The 25371-nt window shown below is 68.5% G+C and carries 22 protein-coding genes; 7 read left to right on the top strand and 15 right to left on the bottom strand.

Translation table 11 applies throughout. The features are described from left to right. Nucleotides 1-5: 5 nt before the first annotated feature. Both QNI14_RS08405 and QNI14_RS08410 read right to left on the bottom strand, forming a co-directional pair. Nucleotides 6-1340, bottom strand: coding sequence for an FAD-dependent oxidoreductase (locus QNI14_RS08405; RefSeq protein ID WP_283716093.1), 1335 nt, complete (start codon nucleotides 1338-1340; stop codon nucleotides 6-8). Then, complete coding sequence (locus tag QNI14_RS08410) at nucleotides 1333-2109, bottom strand: IclR family transcriptional regulator (RefSeq protein WP_283716094.1); 777 nt, start codon at nucleotides 2107-2109, stop codon at nucleotides 1333-1335. The genes QNI14_RS08405 and QNI14_RS08410 overlap by 8 nt, the downstream gene beginning before the upstream one ends. Before the next feature lie 105 nt (nucleotides 2110-2214). On the opposite strand from QNI14_RS08410, the gene QNI14_RS08415 reads away from it, so the two are divergent. From QNI14_RS08415 to QNI14_RS08425, 3 genes are read left to right on the top strand one after another with little or no spacing between them, the layout of a single operon-like run. Beyond that, nucleotides 2215-4926, top strand: a complete 2712-nt coding sequence (locus tag QNI14_RS08415) for an alpha-L-rhamnosidase (protein WP_283716095.1) — start codon at nucleotides 2215-2217, stop codon at nucleotides 4924-4926. Between the two features lie 10 nt (nucleotides 4927-4936). Beyond that, the gene (locus QNI14_RS08420; RefSeq protein ID WP_283716097.1) at nucleotides 4937-6175 is read left to right on the top strand and encodes an ig-like domain-containing protein; all 1239 of its coding nucleotides are present in this window, start codon (nucleotides 4937-4939) and stop codon (nucleotides 6173-6175) included. A gap of 35 nt (nucleotides 6176-6210) precedes the next feature. Beyond that, entirely contained in the window at nucleotides 6211-7059 is an 849-nt protein-coding gene (locus tag QNI14_RS08425) for an endonuclease/exonuclease/phosphatase family protein (RefSeq protein ID WP_283716098.1), read from the top strand. A 56-nt stretch (nucleotides 7060-7115) separates the two neighbouring features. On the opposite strand, the gene QNI14_RS08430 is transcribed toward QNI14_RS08425, so the two are convergent. From QNI14_RS08430 to QNI14_RS08445, 4 genes are all read right to left on the bottom strand, one after another. Then, nucleotides 7116-7499 carry a VanZ family protein gene (locus QNI14_RS08430; protein WP_347177830.1) on the bottom strand — a complete coding sequence of 128 codons (384 nt, stop codon included), beginning with the start codon at nucleotides 7497-7499 and terminating at the stop codon, nucleotides 7116-7118. A gap of 125 nt (nucleotides 7500-7624) precedes the next feature. Beyond that, nucleotides 7625-9088, bottom strand: a complete 1464-nt coding sequence (locus QNI14_RS08435) for a glutamate-cysteine ligase family protein (RefSeq protein ID WP_283716099.1) — start codon at nucleotides 9086-9088, stop codon at nucleotides 7625-7627. Between the two features lie 170 nt (nucleotides 9089-9258). Continuing rightward, entirely contained in the window at nucleotides 9259-9681 is a 423-nt protein-coding gene (locus QNI14_RS08440; protein ID WP_283716100.1) for a VanZ family protein, read from the bottom strand. 60 nt (nucleotides 9682-9741) lie between these two features. Then, nucleotides 9742-10260, bottom strand: coding sequence for a hypothetical protein (locus tag QNI14_RS08445; protein WP_283716101.1), 519 nt, complete (start codon nucleotides 10258-10260; stop codon nucleotides 9742-9744). Between the two features lie 246 nt (nucleotides 10261-10506). On the opposite strand from QNI14_RS08445, the gene QNI14_RS08450 reads away from it, so the two are divergent. Continuing rightward, entirely contained in the window at nucleotides 10507-10641 is a 135-nt protein-coding gene (locus tag QNI14_RS08450; protein ID WP_283716102.1) for a hypothetical protein, read from the top strand. 100 nt (nucleotides 10642-10741) lie between these two features. Beyond that, nucleotides 10742-10990 (top strand): hypothetical protein, encoded by a 249-nt coding sequence (locus QNI14_RS08455; protein ID WP_283716103.1) that lies wholly within the window; start codon nucleotides 10742-10744, stop codon nucleotides 10988-10990. Between the two features lie 38 nt (nucleotides 10991-11028). Here QNI14_RS08455 and QNI14_RS08460 read toward each other — a convergent pair whose 3' ends face one another. Then, the gene (locus QNI14_RS08460) at nucleotides 11029-11172 is read right to left on the bottom strand and encodes a hypothetical protein (RefSeq protein ID WP_283716104.1); all 144 of its coding nucleotides are present in this window, start codon (nucleotides 11170-11172) and stop codon (nucleotides 11029-11031) included. A 299-nt stretch (nucleotides 11173-11471) separates the two neighbouring features. Between QNI14_RS08460 and QNI14_RS08465 the strand changes: the two genes are divergently transcribed. Both QNI14_RS08465 and QNI14_RS08470 read left to right on the top strand, forming a co-directional pair. Further along, a complete protein-coding gene (locus QNI14_RS08465) occupies nucleotides 11472-11645 on the top strand; it encodes a CsbD family protein (RefSeq protein WP_283716105.1) in 174 nt (57 codons plus the stop codon). A gap of 176 nt (nucleotides 11646-11821) precedes the next feature. Further along, nucleotides 11822-13078, top strand: coding sequence for a nucleotide sugar dehydrogenase (locus tag QNI14_RS08470; protein WP_283716106.1), 1257 nt, complete (start codon nucleotides 11822-11824; stop codon nucleotides 13076-13078). 63 nt (nucleotides 13079-13141) lie between these two features. Here QNI14_RS08470 and QNI14_RS08475 read toward each other — a convergent pair whose 3' ends face one another. The 8 genes from QNI14_RS08475 to QNI14_RS08510 form a co-directional block, all read right to left on the bottom strand. Further along, nucleotides 13142-14974, bottom strand: coding sequence for a DUF4012 domain-containing protein (locus QNI14_RS08475; protein WP_283716107.1), 1833 nt, complete (start codon nucleotides 14972-14974; stop codon nucleotides 13142-13144). Then, nucleotides 14971-16188 (bottom strand): glycosyltransferase family 4 protein, encoded by a 1218-nt coding sequence (locus tag QNI14_RS08480; RefSeq protein WP_283716108.1) that lies wholly within the window; start codon nucleotides 16186-16188, stop codon nucleotides 14971-14973. Before QNI14_RS08480 ends, QNI14_RS08475 begins: the two co-directional genes overlap by 4 nt. A 45-nt stretch (nucleotides 16189-16233) precedes the next feature. Then, nucleotides 16234-18288 (bottom strand): acyltransferase family protein, encoded by a 2055-nt coding sequence (locus tag QNI14_RS08485; protein WP_283716109.1) that lies wholly within the window; start codon nucleotides 18286-18288, stop codon nucleotides 16234-16236. After that, nucleotides 18285-18809, bottom strand: coding sequence for an acyltransferase (locus QNI14_RS08490; RefSeq protein WP_283716110.1), 525 nt, complete (start codon nucleotides 18807-18809; stop codon nucleotides 18285-18287). The genes QNI14_RS08485 and QNI14_RS08490 overlap by 4 nt, the downstream gene beginning before the upstream one ends. An 8-nt stretch (nucleotides 18810-18817) precedes the next feature. After that, nucleotides 18818-20005, bottom strand: a complete 1188-nt coding sequence (locus QNI14_RS08495; protein ID WP_283716111.1) for an oligosaccharide flippase family protein — start codon at nucleotides 20003-20005, stop codon at nucleotides 18818-18820. Continuing rightward, on the bottom strand, nucleotides 20002-21456 hold the full coding sequence (locus tag QNI14_RS08500; RefSeq protein ID WP_283716112.1) for a glycosyltransferase: 1455 nt from the start codon (nucleotides 21454-21456) through the stop codon (nucleotides 20002-20004). Before QNI14_RS08500 ends, QNI14_RS08495 begins: the two co-directional genes overlap by 4 nt. Before the next feature lie 34 nt (nucleotides 21457-21490). Continuing rightward, the gene (locus QNI14_RS08505; RefSeq protein WP_283716113.1) at nucleotides 21491-22864 is read right to left on the bottom strand and encodes an O-antigen ligase family protein; all 1374 of its coding nucleotides are present in this window, start codon (nucleotides 22862-22864) and stop codon (nucleotides 21491-21493) included. 121 nt (nucleotides 22865-22985) lie between these two features. Continuing rightward, the gene (locus QNI14_RS08510; RefSeq protein ID WP_283716114.1) at nucleotides 22986-25358 is read right to left on the bottom strand and encodes a right-handed parallel beta-helix repeat-containing protein; all 2373 of its coding nucleotides are present in this window, start codon (nucleotides 25356-25358) and stop codon (nucleotides 22986-22988) included. Between the last annotated feature and the right edge of the window lie 13 nt (nucleotides 25359-25371).

Raw genomic sequence — 25371 nt, forward strand, 5'->3', positions numbered from 1 at the left:
ATCGGTCAAGAAGCCAAGGCCCGCGGATGCGCGAGCGGATCGATCCGGTGGTCGTCGATCGCGACGTCGCCGGGGATGATCGCACCGTGGGCCCGCAAGACCTGATGGGCCCGCTCGATCGAGATGTCCTCGACACGCGTGCCGTCGAGCAGCGAGATCGCCGCGACCGCGCCGGCCGCTTGCCCCATCGCCATGCATGAGGCCTGCACGCGGTACGCGGAATTGGCCTCCTGATCGCCGCAGATGCTGCGGCCCGCGACGATCAACGAGCCGGGAGCGTCCGCCGGCACCATCGCACGCAGTGGAATCGAAGGGATGACCCCGTACGGCAATCGACGGATGTCGATTCCGTCGCCATCCGACCTGTGCACATCGATCGGGTAGAAGCTGTTCGACAGCCCATCGGGCCACCTCCGCCCGCTCCAGTAGTCGTCGTGCGTGACCTCGACGAGCCCGTCGATCGTGAAGGCCTCGCGGACGCCCGTCTCGATCGCCCACGCATCGAGCGTGAGCGCCTCGAGACCGGGCTGCGCGCGCAGGAACCGGAAGATGCGAAGCAACGTGCGCCGGCCGGCCAGCTCGGCCTCGGTGCGATCGGCGCTCGTTCCGCCGTGGATGCCGGTGATGTGGATCTTGTTCTCCCCGCGGTTGCGGAGGAACGACCGCATCGGGCGATCGGTCGTCTGGAAGTCGTGCGCCAGGAGCCGTCCGTCGGCGACCGCCCGGTCGAAGGAGGCATCCAACGCATCGATGTCCAGCCCGCGCAACTCGCGGTGGTCGTACCCGCCGAGACGCACCATCAAAGTGCCAGGTTGCATCTCGGGGTTCTGCCGCCGCGCGAGTCCGGCATGCGCCACCACGTCGGCGTCGCCGGTGCAGTCGATCAGTCTGCCCGCGCGCACCGTTCGCAACCCCTCCTTGCAGCACAGCGTGACGACCCACTCCGACCCGGTCCACTCGACCGCGCCGATCATCGTGTGGAGCAAGAGGTCCACCCTCGCGGCGTCAAGCGCTTCATCGATGACCGACGCGTAGATTCCGGGAGAGACCGGCACCTGCAGCTTCCAATGCGGTTGCTCCCACCGCGAGAAATCGGGCAACTCGCCCCCGGCGACGTCGACGCTCCGGCGCACGATGTCCCACCCGATCCCGGCGATGACCTGGCGCCCCCACGCGTGGAACAACCCCGGCAATGCGACGCCCGCCACCACCGTGGTGCCCCCGAGTGCACCGTTCTTCTCGACCAGCCCCGTGCTGAGGCCGAGGCGCGCGGCCTGCGCTGCTGCGGAGATGCCGGCGGGGCCACCGCCGACGACCAGCACGTCGACACGGTCACGCATCGGTCGACCCGCCGAGCATTCGAGACAGCGCAGCGGCGGCTCGGACGGTGGCGACCCGCATCGACTCCTGGTACGCCGTCGTCTGGCGGACTGCGGGGTACCCGACGCACAATGCGGCGATCGTGGTGCCCTCGTGGTCGATGACGGGCGCCGCGATGCCGCACACACCCGACGCTTCTTCCTCGACATTCGTCGCGAAACCGTCGTCGCGCGTGCGCGACAACATCGACTCGACGGTGTCCAGCGCCGCGTCCTGAAGGTTCGCGAGGATGGCGTTCCGGTCGGCTTCGGGCGCGCCGGCAAGCAACACCTTCCCCGCCGCAGTGTGGATCATCGGGTCAGGGCTCGACGCGGCTTTGAGTCCCGCCAGCGGGTTGATGTTCAGCAGCTGCGGGCTCACCAACACGGCGATGTCGACTCGGGCGCCGGCCTGCAGCACCGCGAGATGGACGGTCTCGTTCGTTTCGGCCCACAGTTCGCGCATGACCGGCGATGCGATCGCACCGAGGTCGTGGTGCAGCGAAAATGCTCGGTTGAGCTCGAAGAATCGGGGCCCGAGCACGTACGCACGCGTCCCCGTGATCTGCGCGACGAGCCCGTGCGCGGCAAGCGACGCCAACAACGTGTGACCGGTGGATGCCGCCAGCCCGGTCGATGTGGTCAACGCGGTGAGCGACGCGCCGGACGGGCCGCCGCGTGCGATCCGATCGAGCAGCATGACGGCGCGGTCGATCACCTGGATCGGGCTCTTGACGTCGGGGGCGTGCACCATTGCATCCTTCCTCGGAGTCTTTCGACAGTATCGAAACGACTTCCTCAATGTCGAACAGGATGATACGTTCCCGAACATTCCGCAAGTGTGCGAAGGATGACGATGACGACACCCCTGCAGCCGTACGACCTGCGTGCCGAGCACCGCATCGAGCCGCTCGGACTCGATGCGAGCTCCCCGAGACTGTCGTGGAAGCTGCGGAGTGCAGATGCCGCGCGGCGCGGTCTCACGCAAGCGAGCTGCCGTGTGCTGGTGGCATCCGAAGATCTGACGGTGTGGGACAGCGGCGTCATCGGCGATCCGGATACGCGTGCCGTGACCGTCGAGGCGCCGCTGCGACCTCGTACGCGGTACGACTGGACGCTCATCGTGACCGACGAGACCGGGGCGGAGAGCTCGCAGGCGGCATCGTGGTTCGAAACCGGACTCGGTGACGAGATCGAGCGACCCGGAGCGTGGATCGGCCGTGATCTGAACTGGGACCGCCGCGCAGACGTGCACGACCCTCCCGTCGTCGACGACATCCCCGACGCGGTCCGCAACATCGAGCCACCAGGGCACTTCCGCGCCGAGTTCTCACTGGAGCGCCCCGTCCGCCGAGCGCGCATGTACGCGAGCGCGAAAGGCGTCTACCGGGCATACCTCAACGGTGCCGTGGTCGGTGACCACGAGCTGGCACCGGGATGGACCGACTACGACGACCGGATTCAATATCAGACGTACGACATCACCGACATGCTCCATCAGGGCGCGAACGCCGTCGGACTCGTCGTCGCCGACGGCTGGTGGTCGGGCTACGTCGGATTCGACCATCGACGCCACGGCAACCACTGGGGGGTCGCGCCCGAGGGGTGGGCGATGATCGTCGTCGACCACGACGGCGGCGCGTCGACACTCATCGCCACAGACGGGCACTGGCGAGAATCGCCCGGCGACATCGTCTTCACCGACATGCTGATGGGGGAAGCCGTCGATCGTCGGCGCAGCCTCGGCGAGTGGACCATGCCCGGCTACGACGACACCGACTGGGCTCCCGCGAGATCGTGCGGATCGGACTTCTCTCGGCTCACAGCGCAGGTCGACGAGCCGGTGCGGGTCGTCGACACGCTGAGCGCGATCGACGTGGCGCGTGATGCCGCGGGCCGATGGATCTACGACTTCGGCCAGAACCTCGTCGGCCGCGTGAGGGTCGCATTCGACCAGCTCGACACCGGGCGCCGAGTGGTGCTCCGGCACGGCGAAACCCTCGAGGACGGTGCCCTCTACACGGCGAACCTCAGATCGGCGCAGGCACGCGACGTGTACACGTCGGCGGGCGGTGCCGACGTCTTCGAGCCATCATTCACGTTCCATGGCTTTCGCTACGTCGAGATCGACGGGCTCGCGCAGCCGCTCCCGCTGGAGGCCGTCAACGCAATCGTCATCTCTTCCGACACTCCGGCCGCGGGCGTCATGCGGACATCGAGCGCCGACATCAACCAACTGGTGAGCAACATCTCGTGGGGACAGCGGGGGAACTTCGTCGCAGTGCCGACAGACTGCCCGCAGCGCGACGAGCGGCTCGGATGGATGGCCGACGCGCAGGTGTTCCTCCCGACCGCGATGTACAACGCCGACCTCGCCGCGTTCTTTCTCCGGTGGATGCGAGACGTCAGATTCGCACAGAGCGACGAGGGGGCCTTCACATCGGTCGTCCCGCCGGTTCCCTACTATCGAGGTCGGGACGGCGCCCCGGGGTGGGCCGACGCAGGTGTGATCATCCCGTGGGAGCTGTATCGCGCGTACGGCGATCAGCGCTTCCTCACGGAGGCGTACCCCTCGATGACCCGGTGGGTCGATTTCGTGCACCGACACAATCCCGATCTGATCTGGACGCGCCGCGTCGGCAGCCATTACGGGGATTGGTTGCAGATCGACGCCGTCACGCCGCGCGACGTCCTCGCGACGGCGTACTTCGCGCGCTCCGCAGCATTGACTGCGCGGACCGCGGTCGAACTCGGTCGAGTCGACGAGGGCGCGCGATACGGCGCTCTGGCCGAGCGAATCGCGGAACGCTTCAGAGACGTCTTCGTCGACGAGGACCTCCGCATCACCGGCGACACGCAAACCGTCTATCTGCTCGCGCTCGCGTTCGACCTCGTCCAGCCTGCGCAGCGCGACCGGGTCGGGGCGCACCTCGCTCGCACGATCGAGGCGCACGGCACGCTGCTCACCACAGGCTTCATCGGCGTCGCGTTGCTCTGCCCCGTCCTCACCGCCATCGGTCGGAGCGATCTCGCGTACGCCCTGTTGGAGACCGATCGCTTCCCCTCCTGGCTGTACTCCGTGAGACACGGCGCCACGACCATCTGGGAGCGCTGGGACGGCTGGACCGAAGACCGTGGCTTCCAGGCGCCGCAGATGAATTCGTTCAACCACTACTCGCTCGGGTCTGTCGGGGAGTGGCTGTACCGCAGCGTCGCCGGCATCGAGCAGCCCACGACCTCGGTCGCATACCGCCACCTCCGCATTCGCCCGCAGATCGGTGGATCGCTCACGTGGGTCGACGCCACGTACGAATCGGCGGCCGGCCGGATCCGCTCAGCGTGGCGCCGTGAGCGCGGCACCGCGACCGTCGCGATCGAGGTGCCGCCCGGCGTGCGTGCAGACGTCGTGCTGCCGGGGGTCGCGGTCACCGAACGCGGCACCGACCTCGAGTCCGTCCCCGGCGTGTCCGAGGTGACGGGCCGAGATACCGAGACCAGCTTCAGCGTGGTCTCCGGCAGATACGAGTTCGACTTCGAGCTTCGCACGACCACACCCGTTCAACGATGAAGGGAACACCATGAACACCCCTGCCCGTCTGCTCACCATCTCGGCAGCACTCGCTGTCGCACTCAGCACCCCGGTCATACCGGCTGCGGCATCCGATCCGCCCGTCCTTCGCGTCATGCAATGGAACATCCAGGGCGCGGTGGGAGTCGATGGGGACGGCCGCCCCGATATCGAGCGGATCGCCGCGGTGATTGCCGCGGAAGCACCCGACATCGTCTCCCTGAACGAAGTGCAGCAAGACCCGACGGATGCCGCGCCGTACAGCGGAGACCAACCTGCAGCGTTCGCCGCAGCGCTCACCGACGACGGCTACCTCTACAGCAGCTGGGGGCTCGCCGAAGTCGACCTGCCCAGAGGCGAAGGGTCGACGACCGGGCAGCTCATCCTCTCGAAGCATCCGATCGTCGGCGAGACAGACGTTCTGAAGCTTCCAAATGAGAACTACGAACCTGGCGGGAAAGACCGGCGGAGCCTGCTCAGCACCGTGATCGACGTCCCCGGAATTGGCCACGTCAACATGCACGCGACGCATCTCTCGACGCCCGGCAGTGCCGCCCTCGTCGAAGACCAGAAGGTGCAGGTGGGCATGGTCCTGGACCGCATCGATCCGACGGCGCCGACGATTCTCGCGGGGGATTTCAACATCCGTGTCACTGACGTCGAGACGCAAGCCTTCTCGCAGAACAACCTGATGCAGTCGTGGATCGCCGACCGCGGCATGACCGACACCTGGCGCCAGGTGCGCGACGGGCAGGACGGTGTCAGCATGACGGCCTCATACGGAAGCACCGTCGGTCAGAATCCCGACCGGCGAATCGACTACGTCTACGCATCTCGCTCGTTCGAAGCGATCGGCGGCCACATGTCCACCGTCGACCTGCAGGCATCAGACCACGTCGGCGTCGTGATGGACCTCGCGTTCATGTCGCCGGAGAACCGCACGCGCACAGTCCTCGCAGGAGACGACGCGCTCGCCGGTTGGGGACAACTGACCACGACGCGTCCCGCACACGTGAGTTTGTCGGTCTGCAAGAACACCGGCACCGCAGTCGACGACGGCACCTCAGTACGGGCGATCGTCCGAAACGCCGGAGGCGCGACCATGCGGACTCTGGCGGACGAAGGGACGACGCGCGGCTCGTGCGAAACCGCGTCGTGGCGAGGGCGACTGCCCGCCGGAACCGAACTGGAAGTCCAGACACTCTCCGCGGAAGGGGTCATCCTCAGCAGCCGAACGCAACAGTTCTGACCTCGATCACCTCCCCAGCCAAGAAAAAGCTCCCCATGCGCAAAACACTCAGAACACTCGGAATCGCCTCGCTCGTCGGCCTCGTCGCCGCGCTCGCGGTCGCACCCTCGCCCGCGACCGCGGCATCACATCGCGTCACCGTGATGACATGGAACATCAAGGGCGATGATGCCGACATGCCCGCGGTCGCGGCGTTCATCCGATCGCACGATCCGGACATCTTGATGATCCAGGAGATCCAGCAGTCTCCGGATGGTGTCGACGGCAAGCCCCCGATCGGGAATCAGGTGCGCGAGCTCGAATCCGCACTGGGGTCGGCATACACCGGCAAGCTGCATTTCGGTCGCGCCGACCACCCGGGTGAGGCGTGCCAGACCAGCAGCAACAACTGGGTCGGCAACGCGATCTACACGAAGTTCTCCAAGCTGTCGCACGTCACCTACACGCTGCCGCGCCTCAAGACGTGCGCGGAAGGTGCCACCTCGGTGAACCGGTCGCTCGCAGGGGCGAACTTCGCGTTGCCCAGCGGTGACAACGTGGTGGTCTGGAGCACGCATCTGACCGTCGGGATGGATGGACTCGCGCCGACGCAGCGGTTGCAGCAAGCACAATTCATCGAGAGCAAACTCGGGCACAGCGACCCGCTGATCCTCGGAGGTGACTTCAACGACCTCCCCGGAAGCGCGACGCACAACACGTTCACCTCGAACGGGTGGACCGACGCAGGGGCCTCAGCTGGGCCGACCGCCGGAGGAAGCAGAATCGACTGGGTCATGACGAAGCGGGCGACGATCCACAGCGCGTCCTCACCGCGACCGTTGTGGAACGGCGTACTCCTGAGCGATCACCGACCGGTCATCGTCGACATGACGATCAACGGCTGATCACGCTCCGTGCGCCGCGGTGCGGGGCCGACCGGCCCCCGCGCTGCGGCGCACGGCTACGTCGCGAGGGACTCACTCCCACGCCGGGAACTGCGCCAGGCGCGGGATGCCTCGAAGGCGAGCAGGCCGACGCGCGCACCGGTGACGTTCGCGACGATGCCGAGCACGCTCGGTACCCGCGCGTCCAGCAGCAGCGCCTGCGTCGACTCGACCGCCACGGTCGCGACCAGCGCGACCGGCAGCACCAGTCCGCGCGGCATCATGCGCGGCAGGAGCAGCCCGATCGGCACGAACAGCACGATGTTCCTGGTGAACTCCACCCGCGCGTGCGTCACGACCGGCAGGTGACGGGTGACCTCGGCGATCAGCGGCGCAAGCCCTGCATCGACCGGCGCCGGCCAGAACGCCGTCAACGCGAGCGCGATCAGATACGCGAGCAGGAGTAGGTGCGCGGGCCGGCGAGGCTGACCTGGCTTCTCGCGCGGCGGCGCCGGCGGCCGCGGCGGAACCTTGAACTAAAGCGTACGCCCGGCCGGCTGGGTGGCGGCGCGGCATCCGGTCGGCGTCAGCTCCAGGTGTGGACCGGCTCGTTCGTGTGCATCGCCTCGCGGTACTCGAGCAGCGTCGCGCGCAACGCGTCGAAGCGTTCCATGCCGTCGCGGGCGTGCATCTTGCGAGCGAACCACTCCGCGCCGTTCGTGCGCGCCGCGCAACGACCCTCGATGATGCCGAGGTAGCGGTCGCGCTCCGCGGCATCCACTCCCCACGCATCGAGACCACCGGCGGCGAGGGGGAGTAGGTGCTCCCGGATCAGCTCGGTCGCGGGAATCTGGCCCACACCCGGCCAGCCCAGCCGCGCGTCGATGCCCTGACGTGCGGCCGCCTGGAAGTTCTCCCGCGCCGTCGCGAACGGCATCCGCGACCACACCGGACGCTCATCCTCCGCCAGCGCGCGCACCAGCCCGAAGTAGAACGCCGCGTTCGCGACCGTGTCGGCGACCGTCGGCCCGGCCGCGAGCACGCGGTTCTCGACACGAAGGTGCGGCATCCCATCGGCGATGTCGTACACCGGACGGTTCCACCGGTACACGGTGCCGTTGTGCAGCTTCAATTCGGCCAGCGACGGGATGCCACCCGAATCGAGCACCTCGACCGGATCTTCGTCGTCGACGATCGGCAGCAGCGCGGGGAAGTAGCGCGCGTTCTCTTCGAACAGGTCGAACACCGACGTGATCCAGCGCTCGCCGAACCACACCCGCGGGCGCACGCCCTGCGCCTTCAGTTCCTCGCTGCGCGTATCGGTCGCCTGCTCGAACAGCGGGATGCGGGTCTCGCGCCACAGCTCCCGGCCGAGGAGGTACGGCGAGTTCGCGGCCGTCGCGAGCTGGGCTCCCGCGATCGCCTGCGAGGCGTTCCAGTACGCCGCGAACTGGTCGGGCGACGTCTGCACGTGGAACTGCGTGCTCGTGCACGCCGCCTCGGGGACGATCGAATCGGCGGTGGTGTGGAGGTGCTCCTGGTTTTCAATGTCGATCGCGATGTCTTCACCGCGGGCCTCGAGCACCTGCTCGTTCAACAGGTCGTAGCGCGCATCGTCGCTGATCGCGTTGCGGCTGAGGTGCTTCTCGGCGAGCGTCGGGAGGATGCCGATCATGACGAGGTGCGCGCCCTGCGTGGTCGCGCGCTCCTCAGCCGCATTCAGGCGCGTGCGGAGGTCTGCTTCGAGGGTCGTCAGGCCGTGGTTGCGCAGCAGCGTCGGCTCGGCGTTGATCTCCACGTTGAAGCGGCCCAACTCCGACACGAACGCAGGATCGGCGATCGCCCGGAGCACCTGCTCGTTCCGCATCGCCGGGTCGCCCACCTCGTCGATGAGGTTCAGCTCGAGCTCGAGACCCGTCATCGGATCGGCCGCGTCGAAGGCCTCCTCACGCAGCATCCGCTCGAGTGCATCGAGATTGCGGCGGATCTTCTCGCGGTGGCGCGTGCGATCGGCGCCGGTGAACTCCTGCGGCGTGACGTCGTCTCCCATCCGACCAGGCTAGGCGCGGGGGCGGGGTCGGGCGGGGTGGTTGACACGGCGGCACCGCAGCGTCCGAGACCCCGCTGACACCGCGACCTCGCAGCGTCCGCGAGACAGCAGTGGGAACCCGAGACGTTGGTCAAGAACCAACGTCTCGGGCCGTCGCTGCTGTCTCGCGGTCAGCGGGTCAGCGGGTCTGCGCGGTCGGTGCGTCGATGCCGGTGCCGGTCGACGGCGACGACGACGAGCAGGCCGATGCCGGCGCCGAGCAGGTTGGCGAGCACGTCGAGCAGGCTCGGCGTGCGGGCCGCGAGCGCCACGGCCTGCACGCACTCGATGACGACCGTCGTCGCGAACGCGATCGGCAGCGTCGCGCGGCGGTCGATGAGCGACAGCAGCACCCCGAGTGGCACGAAGAGCAGGATGTTGGCGGCGAACTCGACGCGCGGATGCGTCAGCGGCGGGAACACCTCGGTGATCAGCGCGAGCAGGGGACCGGCACCCGAGTCGACGGGCACGGGCCAGAACGCGATCAGCGCCAGCGCCGCCGCGTAGACGGCCAGGGCGATGAGCGCGATGCGGGTGCGCGGGGCTCGGAGCATCGTTCCTCCATCGACATGGGGCGCGACGCTGCGGGTGATCGCCGAGTCTACGGGACCGTCTCAGTCGGCCTCGTCGATGCTGACGAGGTACGCGCCGGTCGCGCCCTGCGGATCGAGCCTGATGTCGAGGCCGTCCTCGGCGAGCGTCATCGAGTACGCCGTCGCCATCGGGCATGCGAGCGTGCTGGTCTCCGCCAGCGCATCGCCCGCGAGATCGGCGATCGTCACGACGGTCTCGGCGTCGCCCGCACACTGCACGTCGATCGTGTACTCGCCGGCGGGGAGACGTTCGTCCCGGTTCGTCGCCGGCGCGACCGCACCGACGTCGCCGAATGAGCCCCAGAATCGGACGGTCGACGACCCCGGATCGTCCGCCGCTTCGGCGTCGAAGTATCCGGCCCACGAGTCGGGCGTCGGCTCCGAGGTGGGGCTGGGCGAGGTCTCGGCGGTCGGCGGTTCGGAACTGGGCTCGGCTCCCGGCACCGCATCGGTCGCGATGCACCCGGTGGTGAGGAGCGCCGCGGCGGCGAGCATCGGCAGCAGCACATGGCGGAGCGGACGGTGTCGAGCAGGCAGCATTCGTCGAGGCTAGGGGAGGGATGCCGCCGATTCAACGGGGTGGCGGCACCGTGCCGGCAGACGAAGGCCCCGCCCCGTCATGACCGCCACGTCGTCCGCGCGGGATCAGGCTGCCTCGAATGATGGGCTTTGCTTCAAGTTCTCGTGGAGTGCGACCCGCGCGCACAGATGAACTGAGACCCCGACCTCGACTCATTCCGCTGACCGGCGAGGCGAACCCAGAACCTCATGCAGAACCTTGGCCTCATGATCGACAAGACGCTCCGCGACGCCCCCGACGTGCGAGTCGTGTATACCGCGGCGATTGCCGCGAACGCATACCATCTCTCCCAGAAGACCGACGCAGTCGTCTTGTTCCTCAACCCGACTGCGTGTGGCTGAGTGTCTCTCCTTCGTGGAAATGACGAGCCGACAAACGATGCGAGACCGAGGCGCCACCTACGGGCGATTTAGCAGTCAGCGGCCCGCGAGTACCGTAACGATGACGACCGCGATCCCGGCCAACACCACCCCCGCGGCGACGAGCCCCCACCCAGGGATGCCCCCGAAGTCGCGGATGTACCAGGGCTCCCGCCCGATCGGATACTTCCTGCTACGCCTGCTCATGGCGGCCACGGTACGCCGGCATCGTTACGGCCGCATCAACGGCAGCCAACCTATGCGTATCGGCGTCGTGCGCGTCGATGACGGCGAGCGCACCTCGGAGACGGCCCCCGGTGTCGCTCCGTAAGAAGGGATACCGGGGGCGTCGTGGCCGACGGCGCGGGCTCAGCCGCCTGAGGGGTTCTCGATGGGCTTGCCGTGCTCGTCGAGCGTGAGGTCTGGTTCTTCGGGGGCACCACCGGACGACGTGTCCGCTTCCTCATCAACGTCGGGCGCGCCCTGCGTATTGTGCTGGTCTGGTGTGCTCATGAGCGGCACGGTACGCCCGCCTTCACCCTCGCGCGAGGGGGCTAGACCGACCCCGGCACAGGTCTACCCTCGACCCGGCGCCCATTGGTCTTGTCGATGCGGAGGTGCAGTCGAATGGACAATGCCCCCATAGGGAAAGTCGTGCGCGCGCCAGAATCCATCCGACGGCGCGGTGCCGTCGCGGCGTAACGCATGACGCGGATCGGCGCCACCCCCTTCGTCGCCGGCGCGAGCGGCTCGTAGCGTCGGTGGCATCCGGAGCGAACCGACCCCGGAGCGATCGACGGAAGGACCGCATCATGGGACTCGACGACAAGATCAAGAACGCCGCACAGGACCTCACCGGCAAGGCCAAGGAAGGCGCCGGCCGAGCGACCGACAATGAGCGCCTCGAAGCAGAGGGCCAGGCCGACCAGACCGAGGCCAACCTCCGCAAGGCCGGCGAGAACGTGAAGGACGCCTTCAAGAAGTAAGCCGTCCGGACGACGCCCCGACCCGAAAGGGGCCGGGGCGTCGTCATGTGCGCGGGACCGCGCGCCGGAGCGCGCCTTACCGAGAACGGGATAGCCTAAGAGCCGCGGACCTCAGCGTCGAGTGAGCTCCCCAGGGTCAATCGATCCCAAAGCATCGGAAGAAAGAGCAACTCGGTATGAAGATCGTCATCCTCGGGCTCGGATACGTCGGCATGACTGCCGCCGCCTGTCTTGCGCACAGCGGACACACTGTGGTCGGCATCGACCCGAACTACGAGAAGGTCCGGACGGTCAACAAGGGCAGCTCCCCGATCTCGGAGCCCGGCATGGACGAGATCGTTGCCGAGAGGGTCGCCTCGGGTGCCCTTGTGGCGCGTGCGCAGCTCGACGAGGCAGCCGACGGTGCCGAACTCGCCATCGTCTGCGTCGGCACGCCGAGCGCGGCGGACGGCTCGCACAACATGGCGTACATCGCCGGTGCCTCCCACCAGCTCGCCGAGTTCATCGCGGAGCGCGGCACCCCGATGACCGTCGCGTTCCGTTCGACCGTCAAGCCGGGAACCATGGAGGAGTTCGTCCTGCCGATCTTCGAGAGCGTGCTCGGTGACCGCATCGACCTGCTCGAACTCGTCTACAACCCCGAGTTCCTGCGCGAATCGACTGCCATCGCGGACTTCTTCTCGCCCCCGAAGATCGTCGTCGGCACGGTCGATGGCGAGCCGTCGGCGGTCATCGACGCGATCAACGAGGGCATCGACGCGCCCACGTTCTACGTCAAGTACCGCGAGAGCGAGATCACCAAGCTCGTCGACAACTCGTTCCACGCGGTCAAGACGGCGTTCGCGAACGAGATCGGGCGCGTGTGCGTCGACCTCGGCATCAGCGCAGCCGAGGTGCACAAGATCTTCATCTCGGACACGAAGCTCAACATCTCGCCCTACTACCTGCGGCCCGGCGGCGCCTTCGGCGGCTCCTGCCTGCCGAAGGACGTCCGCGCACTGCAGTACATCGCGCGCAGGACCGGATCGAACACGCACCTCGTCGACTCGCTGATCGACTCGAACGAGGCACACAAGCTGTTCCTCTTCAACTTCGTCACGAAGGGACTCGAGCACGGCGCCAAGGTGCTCCTGCTCGGGCTCGCGTTCAAGAACGAGAGCGACGACCTGCGCGAGAGCCCCAACATCGATCTCGCACGGATGCTGCTCACCGCCGGGTACGACCTCTCGATCTACGACCCCTACGTGCACCCCGACACGCTCATGGGCGAGAACCTCGGCGTGCTGTCGAACTCGCCGTTCGTCCGGAAGCTCCTCGTCACCGAGGCTCGCGTCACCGAGGACACCTGGGACCGCATCATCGACAGCCGCTCGATCGCGCACACCCTCGACATCGACGCCGACCGCGTCGTCAACATCAACCGGCTCGCCTGAGCGACCGAACGTAGAACGCCCGCGCCGGATCGGTGCGGGCGTTCTGCGTTGTGGCGTGGTGCGTCAGCCGCAGGCGCTGCCGCTGACGGTCGACTCGACCCGCTTCGTCATCGGCGTGACCCAGGTCTCGACGTCGGCGAACGACGCGCCGGCTTCGCTCTCGAAGGTCACCGAGACGGTGTGCGACTCCGTCGGCGGGGTGTTGATCGTCGTCACGGCGACCGGGCGACCGAGGTCTTCGGCGGTGCGGGACTTCGCGTTGCCGCCGTCGACCTGCACAGCGGACACCGTGGTGCCCTGCGGGCCGTAGACGAAGAACCGGGTGACCAGCTCGCCGCGGGGGTAGAAGCGTCCCAGCGAGACGTACCGCGGCAGCGTCTCGAGCTTCTCGTAGGTGACCGGATTCTCGAAGTCGATGTCGACCGTGAACGAGGTGACACCCGCGTCGCAGCTGACCTCGGTCGTGCTCGCCACCGCCGCGTACACGTAGAGCTTCGCCTCGGCGGCGTCGTTGAGGTAGGCCGCGATCAGCGTGCGGTCGTCGTTGTCGTCGGGCAGCACGCCCGAGAACGACGTGCCTTCGAGGCGCTCGGCGACCTGCTCGTCGAACGAAGTGAACGCGAGTCGGCGTCCGTCGACGGCCTTCGTCACACCCTCGACGAGTCCCTTGATGTCGAAGTCGCCCGAACTCAGCCGGGTGAACACGGCGCCGGCGGTCTCGGCGAAGTACAGGTCGACGATGTCGCGATCGTCCGACCACGTGTACGCGTCGCGCAGCAGCACTTGGGTCGCGTTGTCTGCGTCGATCTCGACGCCGTTGCTCAGCTCGACCGGACCGGTCGCGCGCAGCATGTGGCTGAGTGCGACGACGTCCATCGTGATGACGCCGTCCGACGACTCACCGGTCTGCTCCTGCCAGTACGCCGACACGACGTCTGCGGTCACGCCGAAGTCCGGCGTCACCGACGAATCCTGGATGTAGCGGCCCAGCTGCGAGCCGTACAGGTCTGCGGTACCCCCGGTCAGTTCGACGATCGGCTCGTCGCGCCCGCGTGGGAAGCTGGTCGCCGGGATCGCGTCGGCCAAGGCGATCCGCCCGTCCTCGGCACGGATCGCGATCACCGTGCCGATGAGCCCGCCCTGAGAGCGGATCTCGGCGTTGTTCTGCGCCGCGAGCAGGTACGTCTTCGGCCCGTCTGCGCCCATGAGTCCGGGGAGCAGTGCGACCGTGTCTGCCGCCGGCCCGACCGCCGACTCGAGCGTCGAGAGCTTGTCGTCGAGGTCATCGACGGCCGAGGCGACCGGGAACAGGAGCGTGTCACGGTCGAACGCGGCGAGCGACGAGCGTGCGTCGCCCACCGTCTCGATCGCCTGGGAGAACAGCGGCAGCAACTCCTCGATGCGGTCGAGGGGGAGGCGTCCGTCCTGCGGCTGGAAGTCCGAGAGCGAGAACGACGAGAACGGCACGACGACATCCGTCGCGAGGTCATCGACGGCCTCGGCGGCGACGCGGATCGCCGCGAAGTTCTGACCGACGACCGGAACGAGCTCGGCCGTCCGCCATGCGAACCCGTCGGCATCGGCGCGCGCCTGGGCTGCGGCATCCGACAACTCGCTCGCCGCGGCGGACGCGGCATCCGCGTCACCGGAGATGATCGATTCCTGTGCGCGCTGCGCGATCGGGATCGCCGACGAGAGGTTCTCGCGCACGCTCAACGCCTGCGTCGTCGCGACACCGACGAGCACCGCGAGCGCGATGGCGAGCACCACGATCGCGAGGATCGACCAGCCGATGATGCGCCCGACCCTGCGCCGGGGACGACGTTCGTCCTGACGCTGCCGTCCGGAGCGGTCCCGCCGGCTGCCGGCGACGAGGTCGTCGAATGACTCGCTCATACCGAGACAGTCGATCGCCGGCCGGCCGCCAGCGCGGCGAACGCGTCGACGAGCTTCGAGCCCTGGGAGTCCCAGCTCAGCTCTTCCTCGAACCGGCGACGACCGCGTGCCCCCATGGCGGCGGCAGCGTCTGGATCGGTGAGGACCGACTCGATCGCGCGCGCGAAGCTCTCGGCGTCGTTCGGGCGGTCGGCATACACCGAGGCATCCTGAGCCGAGAACCGACCTTCCTTCAGGTCGAACTGGACGATCGGCTTGCCGAGCGCCATGTACTCGATGATCTTGTTCATCGTCGACAGGTCGTTCATCGGGTTCACCTCGTCAGGGTTCACGCAGACGTCGGCGGCGGCCAGGATGCTCTGCATCGTCCGGTCGTCGACGCGCCCGTGGAACTCCACGCGATCGGAGATCCCACGCTCGGCTGCGATGCCCTCGAGGCGGTCGCGGTCGGGACCCGACCCGACGAGCCCCAGTTGCACGTCGAGGCCCTTGGCAGCGAGGAGGTCGACGGCCTCGAGCAGGTACTCGATGCCCTCCTGCCGTCCCATCACGCCGAGGTAGCCGATGAAGTACTTGCGGCCACGGCGCCATGCGTCGTTCGGTGCCTGCGCCTCGACCCAGTCGCGGTACGGGCCCGATCGGACGACCGTGACGTCTTCGGGCGCGAAACGGCCGCGCTCGATCGCGATGCGACGGTAGCTCTCGTTGGTCGAGATCACGTGGTCGGCGTGGGTGTAGGTGCGAGCCTCGAAGAACCGCGCGACCGCGACGAGCAACTTGCCGAGGGGCATGTGCTTCGCCTCGACGAGCTCGGGACCGACATCGTGCTGGTCGAAGACGAGGATGCTGCCGTCTTTGCGCTTCGCGGGAAGCGCCACGCGGTAGAGCAGGTCGGGCGGGTTGCAGAAGTGGACGATGTCGAACGGGGCGCGCTTACGCTCGGCTTCGAACAGCTTCGACATCCGCCGCAGCGAGAAGCCGTACTCGTTCGCGTAGCCCGCCAGCCCCTTCGCCTCGGTGGGCGGCTCGTACCGGAGGACGCGGACGCCCTCGATCTCGAACGTTCCCGCGGGGTGACGCTCATCGCCGGGGCAGATGACCGTGACGTCGGCTCCGGCGGCGGCGAGGGTGCGAGCCTCTTGCCATACGCGGCGGTCGAACGGGACGGGGAGATTCTGGACGAGGATTGCGATGCGCGCGTCGATGTTCGTCACCGCTTCACCTTACCCGCCGTCGCGTTTCGGGCTCGTCACACGCGGTCACCCCGCCGCGGGCAGCACGTCCGCTCCGGTCAACGCGGCCTCGACATCCTCGGCGAGTGACGACGAGAAGGTCGCCGTGAAGTGGTGCGAATCGCGCCAGAGCACGAGCCCGCCCTCGACGATGTTCACGCGGTCCTGGTCGTCGAGGAACGCGGCATCCAGGTCGATCACACTCGTCCCATCGACGGCTTCCGAAGCAACCTGGAGTGTCTCGGCGGAGGAGTCGTCGACGTGCACCGGGCCCGTGCATGCCTCCGGGTCGCGGCGCGAAGCGAAGACGCAGTCCGCCGCGTCGTCGGTGAGCCGCGGCGTGTCCTCGATCGCGACCACGGGCGTGCCCGCCTCGGCGACCGGCGTCCACGCTTCGGCCAGCCCCGCGGCGCGCGCCTCGGTATCGGCGTCGGACAGCTCGGTCGGGGCGAAGTAGCTCGTGATGACCGCGTCGTAGTCGGCCTCGGTCAGCGTCTCGCCGAGGTCGTCGTTCCATGCTTCGCAGCTCGACCGCTGCAGGGCGTCGCCGTTGCCGGCATCCGTCGCCCATGCGCACGACGACTTGAGGTACGTGTGGATGCGCCAGCCCCGGTCTTCAGCGATCGTCTCGAGCGCCGGAATCCACGACGCGGCGTGCGAGTCGCCGACGACGGCGATCGTGGTCTCGGCATCCGCGTCGCCGAGCACGCAGGTCTCGAGCTCGGCCTGCCGCGGTCCGGCCTGGCATCCGCCGGCGTAGGTGCTCGGGAGGTCGTCGCGTGCGAGGACCGCCGGTGCGATGACCTCGGTCGGTGCGCAGCCTGGCTGGGCCGCGGCACCGACGCAGGCGCCTCCGTCGATCGCCGCCGTGAAACGCTGCTGCGCATCGGCCACGGTTGCTGTCGACATGAGCATGCCGGCGACGGCGAGCGTTGCGACGGCGGATGCCGCGACGCCGGCGACGGCGAAGGAGCGGCGGGTCGTGGCGGTGTCGCCCTTGGGTTCGAGGAAGCGGTCTTCGATCCAGCGCTTCGACGCCCACGCGAGCACGAGCGCCGGGACGACGAGCACCGCGCCCTGTACGAGCGGGGGGAGCGTGACGCCGAGGGTACGCACGCCGATGTCGAGCAGCACGACCAGCGGCCAGTGCCAGAGATAGAGCGAGTACGAGACGCGGCCGAGGAACTGCACTGCGGGAATGCGGGCGAGGATCGCTGTCGGGCCGGACGTGTCGGCCGCCGCGATGACCGCGGCTGTGCCGAGGACGGGCAGTGCGGCCGCAGCTCCCGGGAACGGCGTGGCGGCGTCGAAGACGAACGCCGCCAGCACGATCGCCGCGAGCCCGGCGACGGCGATGGTCGCGCGGATGCCGCCGCCGAGGCGGTCGGCCAGGAGTCGCGGCGCGAGCGCCACGAGCGCCCCGACGCCGAACTCCCATGCACGCGTCACCGGGATGAAGTACGCGATCGACGCCGAGACCTCGGTCACCACGAGGCTCGCCGCGAACGACACGACCGTCACCGCAACGATCGCGACGGTGACGACGGATCGGCGCCCCCAGCGTCGGCCGAGCGCGATCGCCGCGAGCAACAGCACCGGCCACACGAGGTAGAACTGCTCCTCGACCGAGAGCGACCAGTAGTGCTGCAGCGGGCTCGGGTTCGCGCCCTCGGCGAGGTAGTCGACGCTGTTCAGCATGAGGACGACGTTCTGCAGCGAGAACGTCGACCCGATCGCCTCGACCATCGTCTGCTGCCACATCGAGACGGGCGCGATCAGCAAGGTCGCGACCACGGTGACGCAGATCACCAGCAGCGCGGCGGGCAGGAGCCGTCGGATGCGACGTGCCCAAAACCTGCGCAGGGTGAGCGTGCCGCCCGAGAGGCCGGTCACGAGGTGCCGGGTGATCAGGTAGCCCGAGATGACGAAGAACACGTCGACGCCGACATAGCCGCCCTGCAGCGCGCCGCCGGGCCAGAAGTGGTAGACGACGACGAGCACCACCGCGAGCGCGCGGAGCGCTTGGATGTCGTCGCGGAACCCGCCTCGGTGCGTGTCGGTCGTCGAGGTCGCCCGGCTCATCGGGCTTCGGCGATCGAGTCGACGCGTGCGCGGTACGTCGAGCCGGTCATGTCCGAAGCCGAAGGCCAGGTCGCGATCTTCGCCGCGAGGTCGTCGTACGAGCCGATGACCCGGGCGGGAACGCCGGCGACGACCGACCCGGAGGGGACGGAGCGGGTCACGACCGCGCCGGCGGCCACGACGCAGCGGTCACCGATCTCGACGCCCGGCATGATCGTCGCACCGGTCCCGACGAAGACCTCGGACCCGATGGTCACCGGCGCGTAGCGGTAGCGACGGCCGCGCTCGTCCGAGACGAGCCATCCGGTGCCGTCGTGCGTCACGATGGTGACCTTGCTGCTGATGGTGACGCGGTCGCCGATCGTGACGAGCCATGGCTCGGTCGTCACGACGTTGGAGAGGATCCGGCAGTCGCGCCCGACGGTCACGCCGAGTGCGCGCGATGCCGCCGAGGCACCCTTCGAGGCCTTGATGATCCGGTAACGGAGTCGGTTCCACCGGGACTGAGAGGTCGCCTTCACAGGAACGATCATCGCAGACGCGAATGAATGCGCCACGCCAGCGAGATGCACTTGCCGAGGTACGACGCGCTGAGTCCGACCGCCGCGCCGATGCCGCCACCGACGATCGCGCCGGCGGCGACGGCGAGCACCGTGACGATCGCGAAGATCGTGCCGTTGCGCCCGACGAACTTCTCGTGCCCCTGACTCTGCAGGATCGAACCGAGCGGCGGCGCGAGCGCGATGAAGGGGAGTCCCACGAGCATCACGGCGAAGATCTGCCCTGCACCGGCGAAGTCGGCGCCCATCAGCAGGACGATGAACCATTCGCTGAAGAAGCTGGCCGGGATGAGGATCACGAGCGTGCCGATGAACACGACGCCGATCTTCAGTGCCGTGCGCCGTGCGCTCGATGCGCCGAGCCGAGACGCGTGCGGCACGACGACCGAGGTGAGGGTCGACGGGATCAGCCGGAACGGATTGAGGACGCGAGTGGATGCCGCGTACAGACCGGCCACGTACGCCGACGTGAACAGACCCACGATCGGGGTGTCGAGTTGGCGTGCTCCCGCGGTGACGTTGCTGACGAAGAACGGCCACGCGCGCGCGGCGACCGCGCGCAGCTCGTCGTTGGATGCGGAGCGGGCCGCCGAGATGCGGCCGCGCATCCACTGGCGGATGTGCAGCTGACCGGCGACCGCCGCCGCCGCGGTGCCGCCGCAGAACGCCCAGACCGGGTCGGCCCCGAGCAGGACGCAGGCGCCGAAGGCAGCGAGCGCGAAGGCGCGGCGCAGGAAGATGTTCACCGCCGGGGTGAGCTTGTGCTTGTCGGCGATCGGGACGCTCAGGGTGGTCTCGGTGTTCTTCTCGAACGCCGCGGCGAGCCCCAACAGGAGCACAGCCCACGGGATGACCTGCAACCCGGCGAGGACCGCCGCGACCACCGTGACCACGACGCCGAAGGCGAGCGTCGACAGGAAGTTGAACCGCAGTGCGACCGAGACATCGTGCGTGTTGCCGCGTGCTCGCTCGCGCGAGATGAACGTCGACATGCCGAAGTCGGCGACGAGGAACACGAGGGCGGTCACACTCGTGACGATGCCGAGGACACCGACGAGCTCGACGCCGACCAGGCGACCGAGCCAGATGAAGATGACGGCGTTGAGGACGCTCGACAGTCCGCGGCTCGCGACGATGAAGAGGAACTGCTGCTTCATCGCGTCTCGAGCGCAGCCATGATGCGGACGACCGCCGCCGGCATGACGCCGCGCGAGCCGTTCGCCGAGATCTGTCGTGCGGGAGCGCCCGCCCAGGTGGTGCCGCTCGGGATGTCGCGCCCGGCCACGCTGTTCGCGCCGATCACCGCGTGGGACCCGACCGTGATGCCGCCGTAGACGACTGCGCCCGGCGCGATGTAGACGAAGTCGCCGCCGCGCGGCACACCGCCGGGGCCGAGCCCGATGTTGACGTTGTTCTGGATGCAGCAGTACTCGCCGAAGCGGACCTTCGTGTTGACCACGATGCTGCCGTAGTGCGGCAGGCACAGGCCCTTGCCGAACGTGCCGGGGGGGATGCTGATACCGGTGAGGACGGCCAGGCGTCGCAGTCGCGCGTTCGCGGCGGCCCGCATCACCTTCGCGTGGAGCGGCGCACCGGGCCGCGACCAGTACTCGGCCTTCCGGAGCGCGCGGAGGTACCGCATCGTCGCCTTGCGCCTGCCGCGCACCCCGGTCGCGCCCTGGGCTGCGGCATCCGCTGCCATGAACTCGGTGAGATCCGCGCGGGAACGGATGCGCGGCGACGGTGCCTCGACACCGGCTCCACTCGGCGGGGTCGGGGTCTTCGACCAGTTCAGGAGCATCCCGAACGCGGCCCGCAGCCGCGCCGCGGGCGACGCGTCGCGGGCACGGAACTGCATGCGGTGCTGCCAGAACCGGCGGGGCCGCGCATCGGCCCACGTGAAGTTCGGGGCGTGTTTGCGCAGGAACGCCCACCCGCCGGCGATGCGCCGCGGCGAGTTGTCGGTGAGCTGCCCCGCACCGTGCTTTCGGACACCCACCCACTCCTGGTCGAGCACCGCATAGCGCTCACCGGCCTGCAGCAGGCGGATGAAGATGTCGGCGTCGTTCATCACCGGGAGGTCGGCGTCGTACCCGTCGAGCGCGTCGAACGTCGAGCGTCGGAGGACCATCGTGCTCCCTGTCACGCCGGCGGAGCGACGGAACGCATCCCGGGCCGACATGCCCGTGGTCGGATGCGTGCCCCCGATCCGGCCCTCGTCGGTGAAGCGCGAAAACGGCGTCACGACGGCTGCGACATCGTCGACGCCGGCCGCCTGCGAGACGGCAAGCAGGTAGCCCGGCTCCCAGCGGTCGTCGTCATCGAGGAAGGCGATCCACGGTGCCGACGTCGCCGCCGCGCCGGCGTTGCGGGACGCCGATGCGCCGAGGGGCGACGTCGTGCGCGCGAGGTACGTCACGGGCACCGATGCGGATGCCGCGGCCTCGGCGACCACGGCCGCCGCGGCAGGCTCGTCGTCGTCTGCCACAACGACGACCTCGCGGGGGAGGAGCGTCTGCGACAGCACCGAGGCGAGCGCCTCACGCAGGAAGGCGGGTCGACCGTGGGTGGGGATCACGCACGCGACCCCGAAATCATCTGTGGTCACGGGTGAATCTCTCTCGTCGCCGACACCGCCGGCCTCACACCGACCGTACCGCGCCGGCGGTCTGGGTGAGGTCGGGGGTCGACTCCGACGAGTCGGGGCCCCTGCGGTACGCGGCCATCCACAGGACGAAGCCGAGCAGCACGAGCGAGGTCCGGGCTCCGTCGATCGCGGCGTACCCGGCGATGGCGACGAGCAGTGCCGTCAGTGCACCGGTGACGGCGAGGTCGCGTGACTTGAAGAGCGATCGGTAGATCGCGACGATGAGGAAGCCGAACAGGATGACGCCCGGGATGCCGATGCTGATCAGCAGTTGGAAGTACGAGTTCTCGATCGGGATGCCCTTGAAGTTGAAGGGCAGCGACGACGCTTCAGAGGTACCGGCGCCGGAACCGAACCACCCGTACGCGTTGGCGGTGTCGACCGTGACCGTCCAGAGGTCGCTCCGCGAGCTGATCGATCCGGTGCCGTCGGTGCTCGTCGAGCGCTCGATGAACGCGTCGGACTGGAGCGCGACGACTGCGAACACCGCGAAGAACGCGAGGATGAGCGCGACGCGCGCGCGGCTGAACCGCCGACCGTTCACGACGGCGACCGTCAGGACTGCGGCGACGGCGACACCGGCGGCGATGTAGGGACCACGCGAGACGGTGGCGATGACGCCGAGTCCGTTGACGACGGCGAGCACGGCGAAGATCCGTCTGCCCGAGCTCATCCACTCGCCGATGCAGAACGCGAACGACATCGCGAAGAACAGGCCGGCGGTGAGCGGGTGACCGAGCGACGCCTCCGCGCGGTACACCGCCCAGTGCTGCACAGGCGGGTAGTCGAGCAGCTCGTAGAGCGGCTCGTAGATCGGGTTGAACTGGATCGCCGACTGCACGCACGCATACAGCGCGACGGCCGCACTCGCCCACGGCCACACCCGTCGAAGCGTCGCCACCTCGGCCGCACGGTCGGGGATCAGCAGGGGGATCAGCAGCACCGCGATGAACGCCACCGACCAGATGATCGAGGTGGGACTCGGGTTCAGTAGGTAAAGGATCGCGATCCACGCGGTGAGTGCCAGGACCGCGGTGACGACGGTTCGGCTGCTGCCGTGCGTCATGCTCCGGTTCTTCGCGCCGACATCGAAGAGTTTGCGCACCGCCCAGACGAGCATGATGAGCACTTCGGGCGGCGCAGCGGCGAGGACCGAGGTGCCGAGCATGCGGTCGGGGAGGACCAGCAGGATCACGAATGCGAGCGACGGCAGGACGTGGACCGGAATCGCCAGCAGGAAGATGGCGAGGCCGAACAGGACCACGAGCGCGCCGATGCCGGCCGACGCGGTGACCCCACCGACGAGGATGGCCGTAGCGATCCCGGCGACGGCGACGACGGCGACCACCGCAGAGACGAGCTTCGACATCGCGCGCACAGTGGGTCGCACCTCCCCCGGGGTGATGTATGGGATGGACCGCGGTCGACGTGGACGTCCACCGGGTGTCCGACCATCCTAGGTCGGCGGCACGATCAGCTCGTGCAGCGGGTCACCTCGTGCATGTGATGTTCGTCACCGGCGCGGTCACGCCGACGGCACGGTTCGTCGTGCAGCCGACGACGTTCCGTTTGCCGGTGATGCGGACGACGTACCCGTTGGCGGCGACCGTCATCCGGTTGCGCACGATGAGGTTGTCGGCGCCGTAGCCGGGGTTCGGTGGCTGGTCCACGAGGATGCCGTCGCGCGCCGTCCCGCCGCCGTCGCCGACGTTGTCGGCCACGAACCAGTCGTTGCCGCGGATCACGATCATACGGTCGGTCGCCGTGCTGGAGGAGCCGTCGATCACGTTCCCGATGATGCGACCGCCGGCGCTGCCTTCCTTGGCATCGATCGCCTCGGCCGACGTGTCGAAGATCTCGTTGTCGGCGATCGTGTTGCGGAGTGACTCGTCGGGTTCGCAGTCCGTCAGGGCGCACCAGTTGTCAGGGTGCGAACCGATGTAGATGCCCTCGCCGTACTCGGGCGTGACGAGGCCGGTGTTGCTCACCTCGTTGCCCGCGACGATCGAGTCGACGGTGTTCGCGCGCAGGTGGATCGCCTCCTGGCCGGTCATCGTCGCCGCGATGTCGGAGACCGTGACGCGTGTGCCGCCCGTGACCATGACCGCCTTGAGGCTGTTCGTCACCGTGAACCCGGTCAAGATGACGTCGGATGCGTTCAGGACCTCGATGCCGTTCCCGCCGCCGACGCCGTAGCCGTTGAGGACGGCGGTGCGCGGCCCGCACACCCAGATCGGCGCCGAGCGGGTGCCGCTCCTGGTGAGGTCGAACTGTGCGTTGTACATGCCGGGCTCGAGGCGGATCACCGTGCCGGGTCCCGCTTCTGCCAGTGCGGCGCGAAGGGTCGTGGCGTTGTTCACCGTGACGGTCGCGGTCGGGCAATCGTCGATGCCCTCGTACTCGGTGCCGGCGTACGCGATGATCCGCGACGAGACGGTCATCTGGGTCTGCGAGCGTCGGCCCATGTAGTCCACCGCGAACACCCGGTACTTGTAGTCTCGCGTGCCGTACACGTCGATGTGCTCGAACGAGGTGGCCGAGGCGGGCAGCGAGGCGATCTGGCTGTAGTTCGTCGAGGTTCCCGATGCACGCTGGACCAGGTACCCGGTGATGTCGCGTTCGGGGTTGGCGCGCCACTGCACGGTGATGGCGCGCTCCCCGGTCGTCGCCTTGACGCCGGTGACCTTCACGGGCGCGGCCGCTTCGGGGACGCGGAACGCGTCGACGATCGTCAGCGCGCCGGACGCGGCGGCGTTACGGCGCCCCGAGGGCTTGACCATGATCGTGTGGACGCCCGGGTCGAGGGTGAGCGTCTGCCATCCGACCTGCTGGAACTGCCCGGTCGCGCTGTACCGATCCACCGAGGTGACCTTGGCGCCGTCGATGTACACGTCGTCGATCCCGGAAGACCCGGTCTTGCGTGACAGCCACTGCACCGCCGAGCCGGTGAAGGTGAACGAGACGGCCGCCCTGGACGAGCCCGTGCTCGCGTGGCTGCCGCCGCTGTCGTTCGACGACGACACGGTGCTCCAGGTGCCCTCGTACGAGAGTGCCTGATGCGTGTTCTGGTACGTCCCCGGGCCGGCTGCGGAGGTGACGGCGACCGTGGCCGACGCGGGTGCCTGCACCCCGCCGATGACCGCGCGCACCCAGTACGACGCCGGCGTCGCGCCGGCGATCGTCCGGTCGGTGTAGCTGGCTCCGGACGTCGGTGATCCGCTGATGCGCTTCGACGTCGACCCGATCGTGCGGTACACGTGGTACCCCGAAGCGCCCGAGACACGGGTCCACGAGAGGGCGACGCCATCCGCGACCGGACGCGCAGCGAGGCCGGTGACCCGCGTGGTGTCGGGGACCCGGAAGGCGTCGACGATCGTGAGCGAGCCGCTGGCGGAAGGGTTCCGCGTCCCGGACGGGCGGATCGTGATCGTGTGCTCGCCGTTGCTCAGCGACGTCGTGCGGAACACCGTCTGCTGGAACTGCCCGGTCGCGCTGTACCGATCGATCGTCGCGACCTTCGTGCCGTCGATGAGGACCTCATCGATGCCCGACGAGCCGGTCTTGCGCGAGATCCACTCGACCGAAGTCCCCTCGAAGGTGAACGACACCGATGCCTTGGGAGAGCCGGTGCTGGCGTGGCTGCCGGCGCTGTCGTTGGACGACGTCATCGTCGTCCAGGTGCCGCTGTAGGTCAGTGCGGAGTGGGTGTTCTCGTACGTCCCCGGCCCGACGCCGGCGGCGGATGCAGGAGACACTGCCGCGAACCCGGCGAGCGTCGCGAGCGCGAGCGAGGTGACGGCGATGCGTGCGAAGAAGCGCTTCCCTCGCGTCGTCGAATCCGTCGTCGTTGTCGAATACCGCATGCCGGGTCCCCCA

The sequence above is a fragment of the Microbacterium dauci genome (assembly GCF_030065535.1).
Classification (GTDB): Bacteria; Actinomycetota; Actinomycetes; order Actinomycetales; family Microbacteriaceae; genus Microbacterium; species Microbacterium dauci.